The following is a 12080-nucleotide window of genomic DNA, read 5'->3' on the forward strand; positions in this document are numbered from 1 at the left end:
TAGCTATTTAAAATAAAACTTATGTTTCTCCAATTAAATCACCAAAAGCCTGAAGTTTATAAAGCATCAAGGGAATTTGTATTAGAATGTTATCGCTTTTCAAAGACACTGCCTGATGACGAAAAATTTGGGATGTCTTCCCAAATCAGAAGAGCTGCATTATCAGTTCACTTAAATATCGCAGAGGGTGCTTCAAGAAAATCAGCCGCAGAAAGAAAACGTTATTATGAAATTGCACGTGGTTCTATTGTAGAAATTGATGGGGCTTTGGATATTGCTGACGGGCTTAGTTATTTCAAAAATTATAACAGAGAGTTGTTTGGTGAAAAAATGATTCAAACCTTTAAGTTACTTTCAGGTATGATATAATACTTAAGATTGATCCTTTCATTGCCTATTCACCATTACCCATTCACTTCTCAACATTCTGCCAATACCGTCACTCCCGCCTGCACCTTCTCACCCAGCTTTACATTAATCTTTGTACCAACAGGCAGCAACAAATCCACCCGTGAACCAAACTTGATAAAACCAAGCTCGCCGCCCTGCTCTACTTTTTGTGAAGGTTGCAGATAATTTACAATACGCTTGGCTAAGGCACCTGCAATCTGTTTTACAAGAATGGTTGTACAGTTATTACTGAGCACCACACTGTGACGTTCGTTTTCAGTAGATGATTTTGGATGCCAGGCAACCAGGTATTTCCCTTTGTGATACTGAGAGTACTTTACTTCACCGGCAATGGGGTTTACATTCACATGTACATTAGCCGGGCTCATAAACACACTCAACTGGATTCGTTTGTCTTTAAAATATTCTTCATCCACCACTTCTTCAATCACCACCACTTTGCCATCACAGGGGCTGTAAATAAACTGTTCATTAACTGCTGTTGTACGTTTGGGTATCCGGAAAAAAGAAATAATAAACAGCAGCAGGAACAAGCTTACTGCAAAAACAATCCATGCAACTACGGGCATCGCCGGGCTCAGTAAATTAAAAGCCAGCAGGTTTAATACGATAAAAATAACAGCTGCAATGGAAATGCTTTTATATCCTTCTCTGTGTATAGTCATTAACTTAAATTGAGGGGCAAAGCTAAGAAGATTCAGGGGCTTATGGATATTTATGGAACCCAAATTTCTCCCAGTGTTTGAGCGCCGCTTCCTGCATTACTTGTGGTAAAGATTGAAAAGATGCATCCCTGTTCATAATGCCGCCCAATGTATCTTTCCCCATAATCATAAGTTCCTCTCCCCTGATGGCATACTTTTGCGGCCCTTGATACAAGAGAAGTTTTTTCTCATTCGGACTTACATCTCCCTTGCAACCTTGAGCATAAACCAACATAATTTCTGCCATACCATTGCTGTCAAGATCTGTTATAGAAAGATGATCATCATAAAAAGAGCAAACAATATCCAGTCCGCAATCATTTACAAAATCATTCATCTTCCAGCGGGGAACAAACCCACTATCTGTTTTGATAAATAAAACAGCCGATAGTTTAGCAGATGCCATTGTATTACCTTTTGGAATAAAAGAGCCGGTTTCATAAAGTACCAGCCAGTTTTCGCCGGAAGCATCAAACCATTTTTTCGCCTGCTTTACATTATACATGTTAGGAGCCGGTAACAAAACACTTACCGCCGCTGTTACTTCTTCAATTACTGAAAGTTGTATGCCTGTTGAGTCAGCAACCGCTGTTGTTACGGGCTTTTGCCCGTTGTTGCAACTAAACAGCAGCAACACAATAAGTACACTGAAAACAACTTTCATTCAATCAGTTTTAAGAACACCCATACAAACGGGGTGGCTAATAATAAGGAATCAAACCGGTCTAAAAATCCACCATGACCGGGCAATATATTTCCACTGTCTTTTACACCGGCAAGACGTTTTAACTTACTTTCCAGTAAATCGCCTAAAGTTCCTGTAATTGCAGCAATCAACGCAATCACAGCCCATAACCATGCACTGGAAGGTTGGCTCAAAGAACCAAGACCCCACATAACCGCTACTGACAGCACAACGCCGCCGATGGTTCCTTCCCAGGTTTTTTTAGGTGAAACAGAACTCAAAGGCGTTTTACCGATTAAGGAACCAACCACATAGGCCATGGTATCATTGATCCAGATAGAACCGATAATAATGAGCGGCACTACATAACCGCTGATGCGTGCCAGCAAGGTGCTGAGATGAGTAAACCCATTGCCTTCGTCATCGCCTACAGGCATCCACAAAGCACCACTACGAATGTTGAGCATTAATGCCCAGCTTAATGAAATATAAATCAACCCGAACAATGAATGCATGATGAGCTTTAGATTCAACTGGCGGGTAAACAATATTTCACTGATGGGTAATACAAACAAACAGGTTAAACCTGTCATCCAGCCAAGTGAATACAATGACAAACTGCCAAACACAAACCAATCATGCGTTAAAAATAACATGAGACAGAAACCGGCCAGCATAACGCCATACTTATGAAACGGGTTGATCTGCTGATAATTTTTATCAATCAAACCCACCAGCTTTTGATACTCTGCCCAGCAACCAAAATGAATAATGGTGAACAGTAAAAAGAAACTCCACTTGTTGAGCAGCAAACCCGTGAGCATAATGGCCGCAAACAATACAGCACTCAGCGCTCGGGTATTAAACGTTTTCCAGTTCCAGGCCATTAAACAATTACATTTTTCTGAGGAGATGAGGCGATGTTTCCAAAAGGCTGAAGCTGTGCATATAAACTTTCTTCCTTCATATGAACAGCTTGTGCGTTTGAAGCAGAAATACGTTGAAATAAAACGGAAGCAACAATCAGTACCACTAATGCAATAGCAATTCCCCACCAGGGCATATCAGTTTCCAGTTTGGAAGGATCTAATTTGCCGCCGGTTTTCTTAAGATAAAATACCTGTGTTAATGCAAACGTATTATTTACAAAATGAATAAGAATTCCGATCCACACATTACGGCTCTTGTAAAAAATCCAACCCAGCGCAACACCCAGTAAAGCACGGCTCAGAAATAAATAAATGGAAAAATGAATTAAGCTGAATAAAACAGAAGTAACCAGGATAGCAGCCCATGGCGAACGCCACCAGCGGTGCAGTGTACTTTGAACCGCACCACGAAAAAACATTTCTTCAAACAGTGCCGGGAAAAAAGCGATGATGAGAATGGCTATAAAATATTCACCCCAGCCTGTTAAATTACTCATGAGCAACACCTGCTCATTGTATGTTTTTTCCAGTGAATTAGCTGCTGCAATTAGTTTAGGTGATGACTGTAAAAGGAATTTTGTAACATCTACCAAAGGTTGAGATACCACATTGGCGCAAAAGATGAGCACAATACCAACTATCACCTGCTGAACCGTTACATATTTTGAAAACCCTAACCACAACCAATGTTTGCTGTGGCACAAACGCATAAAAGCCCAGGCCGGTAAAGCAAGCATAAGCAAAGTGCTTACCACCTGCATCAAACGTAACGCATTTACATTTTTGGGATCGTTCATGGCCTTGAGCATAGCCTCACCCATATTGTTTAAGGTAGTGCCCTGCGGCATCAATGAAAACCCAACAACCATCTGAAAAAGAGCGGCGAGCATAAGACCAACTCCTGTAAACAGGAATAAAAAACCAAGCTGTGCCCATCCGCCATAACCTTTTACGCTTTTATATTCCATAACTCTGCCTGAATGTGTTTAAATTTGCAGTTCATTTTTTACGAAGGTGGTAAAGATAGGCAACATATCGCTTCCTGAGTTTCCGCTCCTCCTCGCTCCCATGGAGGATGTGAGTGATCCTCCTTTCCGTGCCGTATGCAAGGATAATGGGGCTGATCTTATGTTCAGTGAATTCATCAGCAGCGAAGGTTTGATACGGGATGCCATCAAAAGCAAACAGAAACTGGATTTTGATGAAGAGGAACGTCCTTTTGGCATCCAGATTTTTGGCGGTGATGAAGAAGCGCTGGGCTTAAGTGCAAAAATCTGCGAAACGGTGAAACCCGACCTGGTGGATATCAACTTCGGCTGCCCGGTAAAAAAAGTGGCGATGAAAGGCGCCGGCGCCGGTGTGCTGAAAGATATTGATTTGATGGTTCGTCTTACTGCAGCAGTAGTAAAATCAACTTCATTACCGGTAACAGTGAAAACCCGTTTGGGATGGGATGAAAATAATAAGAACATTGAAGAAGTAGCAGAGCGTTTGCAGGATGTAGGCATCAAGGCACTTAGTATCCATGGCCGTACACGCATGCAGATGTACAAAGGCGAAGCTGACTGGACGCTGATTGGAAAAGTAAAAAACAACCCACGCATACAGATTCCCATTTTTGGTAATGGAGATATTGACAGTCCGGAAAAAGCACTGGAGTACAAAAACCGTTATGGTGTGGATGGCATTATGATTGGTCGTGCTGCTATTGGTTACCCCTGGATCTTTAATGAAATCAAACACTTTCTTAACACAGGTGAACACTTAGCACCTCCCACTGTAGAGCAGCGTGTGGAAGTTTGCAAAAAACATTTGCATAAATCCTTTGCATGGAAAGGTCCTAAGATTGGCATCTTTGAAATGCGCAGGCATTACGCTAACTATTTAAAGGGCTTACCTAACATTAAAGAATACCGCAGCAAACTCGTTACCTTAAACACGGTTGAAGAAATTGATGCGGTGCTGGATGAAATTGTAGTAAAGTTCAGCGGTTATGAATTTGCCGCTTCTAAAATTGAACTTATCAATTACCACGAGAAATGTCCGGTGGATTAGCTATTACTTACAAACTCCTTCAATCCCTTTATATACACATGCCCCCGCTTTTCTGCAAAGTAATCAGCAAATAAAGCAAGCACTGCCATGGCAAATAAACCGATGCCCAAACCTGCCCAGAACTGCTGGTTCAGATTCGTTCTGAAATAAAAGAACAAAACAAGACCCAACAGTGCCAGGGCAATTTCTGTATAACGGTAGATCACAAAGTTTTTCATAACTGCTTCCATACGGGGAATTTCCTTTTCTTTTAACTCACCCGGATTCATATCATAGGCATACACATTACGGATACGGTCACTGTCGCTGCGGGCATAAACCGTATAACCGACAACCCCCAACAGTAACCCTACCAGTGCCAGCGGAATAGCAGCACCTTTAGTGAATTGTGTTTTTAACACAACTAAAAAAACAATAGCTGCAATAATGCCCACAATGCCGATGCCGAGAAATAATAAGCTCTCCGCTTTTTCAGCATTAAAATATTTTTCAATATCAGATTTGGTAAACATCTTATCTGTTTTTTATGAGTAGTTTATAAAAGCCGATCAGAGAAACAATACACCACACTCCTTCCAATACAATAAAGGGTACATATTCAATAAGTACAGAGGCATAACAGGCTAATGCCGAACCGATGATATTCAGCACAAAAAACAATTTTCCTTCTTTAACAATTAATGAAAAGAGACTTAACGCATAAGCTACCAGGATCAACCCAACACCAATTGTACCGATTATATCATTGTACTGCATTATTAAAGCTACTGCTTTTTCAACTGCTTTTGAAAGTAAGAACAAAACTGCTGCAACCCGCACTCCCTGCATTTAGGGTTCCGTGCTGTGCAGGTGTAACGGCCATGAAGGATTAACCAGTGATGGGCTTTATGAATGAGTTCAGTTGGAAAATGTTTGATAAGTTCTTTTTCAACTGCTAATGGTGTACTGGCTGATTGTTTTACCAGACCCAGCCGTTTGCTTACCCGAAACACATGTGTATCAACGGCCATGTTAGGCTGTGCATCAATCACTGAAGTAATGACGTTGGCTGTTTTTCTGCCCACACCGGGCAGTGTAATTAATTCTTCTACCGTCAATGGCACTTCGCCGTTAAACTCGTTCATGAGTTTTTGTGCCATGCCGATAAGATGTTTGGTTTTATTGTTAGGGTAAGAAATACTTTTAATGAGCGGAAATAATTCATCAAACGTTGCTTTGCTTAATGCAAGCGGTGTAGGATATTGTTCAAATATAGCCGGTGTGGTCATGTTCACACGCTTGTCTGTGCATTGAGCTGAGAGAATCACAGCAACTAATAATTGATACGGATTATCATAGAGCAATTCCGTTTCTGCATCGGGTGCATGCACAGTGAAATAATCAATAACCGTTTGGTAACGTTCTTTGAGCTTCATGAACAGGGAAAAATGTTAGCTAAATTAAATGACTTTAATGAGATAGAATTAAAAGTATCAATCCAGAATTACAATTTATCATTGGGTTTCCACCTGTCAACTCCTGTTAACCATTTTACAGGGGATATAATAACTTCATCAGTAAAACATTGCTCTTTTTCTATACCTAAAGATGAAAACTTATTGATGATTTCATCTTTATAAAAATCGTAGTTTTTAAGTACGTCAATAAATGAATGATCGTATTTATAAAGATTAAGCCTGAATACAATTGATTTTTCTAAATCCAAAAGCAAGTAATGATAAACACCTCCAGCGTCTGCATGCTCGGGTTTATATTCAAAAAAAACAGCCGCATCGCCGTTCTTAGACCACTTGACAAAATCTGGCGGTTCAGTATCCTTGAGTATATGAGCAAAGCAGTCTTTGCGGTGATAGACAATTTTATTATCACGGTTAAAAAAAGCAATTTTCGAATATAGGTTCCCCCAGTAATCAATTATTTTGGTAAGGCGATAGTAGAAAGTCTGTTGCCGATTAACTGTTGTCAACTGCAGTTGTCTGGATTTGTATTTGAAGTGGCCTTTCAAAAAGTTGAAATTAATTTTAAATAGCTTGGATCATTGCTGCCTTATTAAACACAAGTAGAAGTGTGCGACGCAATACCGCTGCCACAAGCAGCTCTGCCCGTAACCAAAAATAAAAAAATGCCCGAAGGCATTGAGTAATTAATCCTGCGAAACAATCTGCTTATTACCGTACTTCAATACATTAAGTACGCTTTCCACACGGGGAGATAATTTGAATTTTTCCAAACGGGCGTGCGCCTTTTTGATCACTTCAAATTTTTCACGGAGTGTCCAGTTGTTCTGCAAGGCCTCTTCTATGGCTGCATTCTGTTCCGGAGTCGTTTCTTTGTAGAGATACTGTACCAAATCTTCAGGAGTAAAAATTCTATTCATCAGCAATCCTTTTTAGTGTGAACAAGTGGTTTTTCAAGGATGCTCTCGTGAAATAAAACGGAGAAGTGGTACTCTTATTGCCTGTAGCGGAAAAATTATTGGTCAAACAGGAAAATATCCTCGTTGTCCTTCTTCATATAGTATTTTTCCCTCGCAATTCGCTCATAGGCGGTAGGGTCGTTTTTACGTTTCTCCAGTTCGGCTTTGGCAGCTTCAATCTTCTGCTCATAATAAGCAGTATTGGTTTTAAGCTCTTTCAACTTCTGGAAACGCTCTAACTGGGAGGGAATATCATTGCGGTCAAAAAACAACATCCATACACTAAAACCGATAATCGCCAGCAAAAACTTGTTCTTAACGATGGAAGTGATGGAAGAAAGGATGGACTGCATGACCAGCTTTGTTATTAGATACTCAAAGTTAGGGTTTCCCTGAAAAGAAGCAAGCGCTTCCTGTTAAAACAATGAATCCTTTGGACGATGGCTCAAACCGTCTTTCCTTCCGGTTTGGTATGCGTATAGAGTTTGTGCATCTCCGTCATGTGTGGCAGTGTGAGAATGGACAGCAATACAAACAATGCAGGCAATGCATGATTACTGAGCCAGGTACCATTGCTGAGCCAGCCGATTACAAAAAGAAATACCACGGCTGCTGTTGTAAACGGCAATGCCTGTTTGAGCATTGTTTTAAATCCGCTGCGGCTAAATACGGCATGGTGTACATGCAACATAGCACTGATGCTGTGCCAGCCGGAGAAATATAAAATAAAACCGATGAGCAAACTGGTTTTGGAAACCAGGTAGAGAAATAACAGAAATAACAACCGTTGCGTCCATGTAAATGCACCAACATGAGGATTAAGTACAACAATTATCGCTACTACACCCAACCATATTAAAACGGGCACAGTTGTTATCCATTGCACAACAGTTAAAGCAACTTTGCTCTTTTGTGTAATGATACCGGTCCAGTAAATCAAAACATCCGGCTCCTGTAATAATAACCAGCAGGTGAGTGCAGCGCCATACACAAATACAAGTACCGGAGATGCTTTTTGAAAACCGAAGCAAGCAATATCTGTTTCACCAAAATGCCAGGCAGTCAGCAGCAAAAAAAGCAGGAAGGCCCAGCCGGGCATCCAGAGCCATACGGCCAGGAACAAAGCCGCTGCCGCTACATAACCACCGATGTAGAATAACAGCTTCAGATTTTTATTGCGGTGTTGTGCAATCTTATGATCCAGCGATCCGTGAGGAATACCTGCCACAATAATGAATACCGCAGCTACTATCCATTCCAGTACAGAACCCATCCAATACGTACGTGTTGCCACCGCCACTGCAGTAAGGAGCATTACGATGAGAATATGAATGGTTCTTTTATTCATCCATTGAGCTTAATGCGTTTTAAAAAAGGCCACCAAGGTAGCTTTGAAAATATTTTTGCTTCTTCAGCAATCGTACTGTTCTCATCCAGGAAAGTAAGAATAGACTTCATGGAACTTTTACTAAAGAGTTGATGAAAGATGGAAACAGCACGGCCCGGTTCTTCTTTTATAATAGAAAGCAGCAGGCCATCGTAAAAACGAAAACGGCGATGACGCTTTCTGCGTAGTGGTTGTTCTTTGTGCAGTGAAGCTGCTAATAATTTTGAATCTTCCACCATACGCTGAAATGCATAACCTGTGCTGGGTTTAATCATGCCGGCCGATTGGCCAATGTTGATCATAGCAGGTGTTGCATCAGATGCACCCGTATGCAATTGCAGCGGAATAGCACCCTGCTCTTTATGATAGATCCTGAAGTTATTGCCAAAGCGTTTCAAAAGGTACTGCTGAATTTCCTGCTGGTAAATAACAGGATCAAATGCTTCCACAGAATAGTAGGTACACTCAACCAACGCTTTCCTGTTGCTGAAAGGAAGTACATAGAAAAAACAAAACTGATCATTGCCAGGCAATGCAAAATCCATGAGCAAAGCACGGTTCTCATCAAATACATCCTGGTTGTATTCAATAAACCAACCATGAAAATGTTGCAGCATGGGCTTGGCGGGCTGGTTCAGTGCAGCGTTGGATACAAGACGGTTACAGGTAAATTGTTGATGCTCTGTTACTACCGTCCATTGCTGATTGTTGTGTTCAGCAGAAAGAATTTTTTGTTGTAATAAGGTTACGTTGGGATAAGCAGGAAAAAACTCAACATTGAAATATCTGTCAAAATCAGCACCATGTATGCAACAGTAACGGTAAGGATTGATCGATTCACGTGTAGTATAATCACCTGCTTTAAATTCCAGTTCATTCCATTCTTTGCGGATAAGATGCTCAAACGGATGTTGTTGTTGTGTCCAGAAGCACCAAGTTTTTTCAGCAATACGGTTTTCAGCTTCCAGTATCAGTATCTGCAACTGATCAAAACCCGGTTGCAAACGCATAAAGTAGAGGAGAATGCGGGAAGCTGCTCCCCCACCCGCCATAATGATATCGTAGTGAGGATGAATCATAAAAAAAGGCCTGCCGGTGGCAGGCCCTTATTAAATGCAATTATGCAGCAGATGCTTTTCTGGAAAGTGAATAGATCACTAAGCCAAATCCGATTTTGTTTACAGCATCACCGATGTTGTACACAATATCCATAGCAGCAGAAGCAGCAGCAGGATCAGCAACCAGTTGCATACCAAACAAACCACCTTTGGTTCCGAGGATATAACCTAAAGGATAGATAGCCCAACCTACCAGTACAAACCAGGCAAGTGTTTTATTGGCAGCAGCTACATCAGGACCCGCATTACCGGCCAGTTTTGCCACTTCACCAAACCATACCAGGTACACAATATAGAAGTAGAACAAACCGCTGATGGCACCCCATACCCAGCTAACAGATTCTGTTGGATAAATAGCTTCACCTACATAACCGGTTACCAGCATACCTACTGATGCGGCAATAAGTTTCCACAGCAAGCTTTGAGTTGATCCCACTTTTTTGGTGATCAGGTAAAATTCAACACACATCAATGGTACAGTCAGCAACCAGTCAACATAACGGAAGAAGGTAGGTGATTGACCTGTTTCCAGGTTATAACCACGCATGTAATAATAGTGAACGGCAGCGATGAACGTAATCAGGCCACTCACGAGTACGGATGTACGCCACTTTTTGTCGGTATTGCCCAGTTCAAAAAAGAAGAAAACTGAAGCGGCCATCATAGCCATAGTACCAACAAAGAAAGTAAACGCTACATAGTTGTCATTTGAAATCGGGGTGATTTCAAGAAAGAATTGTTGCAGCATATCAATTGGTTTTGATGAAGAAAAATACCAGATTGTTTAGTATTCTGGCTTGTATCGTTCAACAAAACCTATGACACTGGAGAATTGTTCAAATAAAAAATAAAATACTTGTTTTGTTTTACTTGTGAATAGGTTTAACTAAAATAACTACAAACAAAAGCCCTATAAATTTTCATCAAAAACCTTAAAAGGAGAGTAAGCGATTTCTGCATAACGAAAAGAAACCACAATCATTTACTTAAAAAGGCCCGGAATTCCGGGCCTTTTTATTTTCTTACTTTCCAAATTTTATTTTGCCTTTCGGATAGATGCCGTTTTCTCCCAGCATTTCCTCAATGCGAATGAGCTGGTTGTACTTAGCCATACGGTCGGTACGACTGGCAGAACCGGTTTTAATCTGTCCGCAATTCAATGCCACTGCTAAATCAGCAATGGTAGTATCTTCTGTTTCACCACTACGATGGCTCATAATAGAAGTAAACCCTGCATTCTGCGCCATTTGAACGGCGTTGATGGTTTCAGTAACCGTACCAATCTGGTTTACTTTAACCAGGATGCTGTTGGCAATGCCTTTATCAATACCGTCTTTCAAACGTTTTACATTGGTCACAAACAGATCATCACCCACCAGCTGGCATTTACTGCCGATGCTTTCAGTTAACTTCTTCCAGCCATTCCAGTCATCTTCTGCCATACCATCTTCAATAGAAACGATAGGATATTTATTCACCCACTCTGTCCAGTAAGCTACCATTTCATCACTGCTGATGACTTTCGATGGATTGCTCTTATAGAATTTGTAAGTGTTAGTTGCTTCATCATACATTTCACTGCTGGCGGCATCCATGGCAATATTGATCTGTGTGCCGGGCTCATAACCAGCAGCTTTGATGGCTTCCAGTACGGTTTCAATCGCTTCTTCGTTGCTTTGGATTTCAGGAGCAAAACCACCTTCATCACCTACGTTAGTGCTGTAGCCTTTTTTCTTCAATACTGATTTTAGATTGTGAAATACTTCCACACCCCAACGCAAACCTTCACTGAAAGTAGATGCACCTGTAGGAATGATCATGAATTCCTGGAAGTCAATTTTATTATCAGCATGGGCACCACCGTTCATAATGTTCATGAGCGGCATAGGAAGTACAGTGCTGTTTACACCGCCGAGATAACGGAACAAAGGAAGATCGCTTTCCAGCGCTGCTGCTTTAGCCACCGCCATACTCACAGCCAGTGTTGCATTCGCTCCAAGGTTCCCTTTGTTTTCAGTTCCATCAATTTTTATCAAAAGACTGTCAATATAGGTCTGACGGGTTACATCAATACCAATCAACTGGTCGGCAATAATTTCATTTACATTCTGAACGGCTTTTAGCACACCACGACCCAGGAATTTGCTTTTATCACCATCACGCAATTCTACCGCTTCGTGTTTACCGGTTGATGCACCACTGGGCACAGCAGCACGGCCTACAAAACCGTTTTCAGTTATTACATCTACTTCAACGGTGGGGTTGCCACGGCTGTCAAGAATTTGTCTGGCATGAACGTCTGCAATGAAACTCATAGTAATCTGTTTATTTTATTAGGTTTAAATTTATTGGATGCGTTGAATATTGAAAATCTG

At 41.1% G+C, this 12080-nt stretch carries 16 protein-coding genes; 2 read left to right on the forward strand and 14 right to left on the reverse strand.

What is annotated here, in order from left to right:
- Nucleotides 1-21: 21 nt before the first annotated feature.
- The gene (locus tag PDL71_RS17700; RefSeq protein ID WP_407523677.1) at nt 22-369 is read left to right on the forward strand and encodes a four helix bundle protein; all 348 of its coding nucleotides are present in this window, start codon (nt 22-24) and stop codon (nt 367-369) included.
- Between the two features lie 50 nt (nt 370-419).
- Here PDL71_RS17700 and PDL71_RS17705 read toward each other — a convergent pair whose 3' ends face one another.
- Genes PDL71_RS17705 through PDL71_RS17720 form a run of 4 tightly spaced genes read right to left on the reverse strand, consistent with a single transcriptional unit; the run spans nt 420 to nt 3697 of the window.
- Entirely contained in the window at nt 420-1076 is a 657-nt protein-coding gene (locus PDL71_RS17705; protein WP_407523679.1) for a phosphatidylserine decarboxylase family protein, read from the reverse strand.
- A 40-nt stretch (nt 1077-1116) separates the two neighbouring features.
- A complete protein-coding gene (locus tag PDL71_RS17710) occupies nt 1117-1779 on the reverse strand; it encodes a M949_RS01915 family surface polysaccharide biosynthesis protein (protein ID WP_407523681.1) in 663 nt (220 codons plus the stop codon).
- A complete protein-coding gene (locus tag PDL71_RS17715; protein ID WP_407523683.1) occupies nt 1776-2687 on the reverse strand; it encodes a phosphatidate cytidylyltransferase in 912 nt (303 codons plus the stop codon). The genes PDL71_RS17710 and PDL71_RS17715 overlap by 4 nt, the downstream gene beginning before the upstream one ends.
- Complete coding sequence (locus tag PDL71_RS17720) at nt 2687-3697, reverse strand: CPBP family intramembrane glutamic endopeptidase (RefSeq protein ID WP_407523685.1); 1011 nt, start codon at nt 3695-3697, stop codon at nt 2687-2689. The genes PDL71_RS17715 and PDL71_RS17720 overlap by 1 nt, the downstream gene beginning before the upstream one ends.
- Before the next feature lie 46 nt (nt 3698-3743).
- On the opposite strand from PDL71_RS17720, the gene dusB reads away from it, so the two are divergent.
- Nucleotides 3744-4784 (forward strand): tRNA dihydrouridine synthase DusB, encoded by a 1041-nt coding sequence (gene dusB, locus PDL71_RS17725; protein WP_407523687.1) that lies wholly within the window; start codon nt 3744-3746, stop codon nt 4782-4784.
- Here the strand turns inward: dusB and PDL71_RS17730 are convergent.
- The 10 genes from PDL71_RS17730 to eno all read right to left on the reverse strand — a co-directional run bounded on the left by PDL71_RS17730 (nt 4781) and on the right by eno (nt 12020).
- Nucleotides 4781-5296, reverse strand: coding sequence for a hypothetical protein (locus PDL71_RS17730; RefSeq protein ID WP_407523689.1), 516 nt, complete (start codon nt 5294-5296; stop codon nt 4781-4783). The genes dusB and PDL71_RS17730 overlap by 4 nt on opposite strands.
- Before the next feature lies 1 nt (nt 5297).
- Nucleotides 5298-5540, reverse strand: coding sequence for a hypothetical protein (locus PDL71_RS17735; protein ID WP_407523691.1), 243 nt, complete (start codon nt 5538-5540; stop codon nt 5298-5300).
- Nucleotides 5541-5548: 8 nt separating this feature from the next.
- On the reverse strand, nt 5549-6199 hold the full coding sequence (gene nth, locus PDL71_RS17740; RefSeq protein ID WP_407523693.1) for an endonuclease III: 651 nt from the start codon (nt 6197-6199) through the stop codon (nt 5549-5551).
- Nucleotides 6200-6267: 68 nt separating this feature from the next.
- Complete coding sequence (locus tag PDL71_RS17745; protein ID WP_407523694.1) at nt 6268-6789, reverse strand: hypothetical protein; 522 nt, start codon at nt 6787-6789, stop codon at nt 6268-6270.
- 138 nt (nt 6790-6927) lie between these two features.
- On the reverse strand, nt 6928-7161 hold the full coding sequence (locus PDL71_RS17750; protein ID WP_407523696.1) for a hypothetical protein: 234 nt from the start codon (nt 7159-7161) through the stop codon (nt 6928-6930).
- Between the two features lie 95 nt (nt 7162-7256).
- On the reverse strand, nt 7257-7553 hold the full coding sequence (locus PDL71_RS17755; RefSeq protein ID WP_407523698.1) for an FtsB family cell division protein: 297 nt from the start codon (nt 7551-7553) through the stop codon (nt 7257-7259).
- 92 nt (nt 7554-7645) lie between these two features.
- On the reverse strand, nt 7646-8548 hold the full coding sequence (locus PDL71_RS17760; RefSeq protein WP_407523700.1) for a beta-carotene 15,15'-dioxygenase, Brp/Blh family: 903 nt from the start codon (nt 8546-8548) through the stop codon (nt 7646-7648).
- Nucleotides 8545-9666: a lycopene cyclase family protein gene (locus tag PDL71_RS17765; protein WP_407523702.1), complete on the reverse strand. Its 1122-nt coding sequence runs from the start codon at nt 9664-9666 to the stop codon at nt 8545-8547. Before PDL71_RS17765 ends, PDL71_RS17760 begins: the two co-directional genes overlap by 4 nt.
- 40 nt (nt 9667-9706) lie before the next feature.
- Nucleotides 9707-10453, reverse strand: coding sequence for a bacteriorhodopsin-like (locus PDL71_RS17770; RefSeq protein WP_407523704.1), 747 nt, complete (start codon nt 10451-10453; stop codon nt 9707-9709).
- Nucleotides 10454-10727: 274 nt separating this feature from the next.
- Nucleotides 10728-12020, reverse strand: coding sequence for a phosphopyruvate hydratase (gene eno / locus PDL71_RS17775; protein WP_407523706.1), 1293 nt, complete (start codon nt 12018-12020; stop codon nt 10728-10730).
- Nucleotides 12021-12080: the final 60 nt, after the last annotated feature.

The sequence above is a fragment of the Lacibacter sp. MH-610 genome, from assembly GCF_045780045.1.
Classification (GTDB): Bacteria; Bacteroidota; Bacteroidia; order Chitinophagales; family Chitinophagaceae; genus Lacibacter.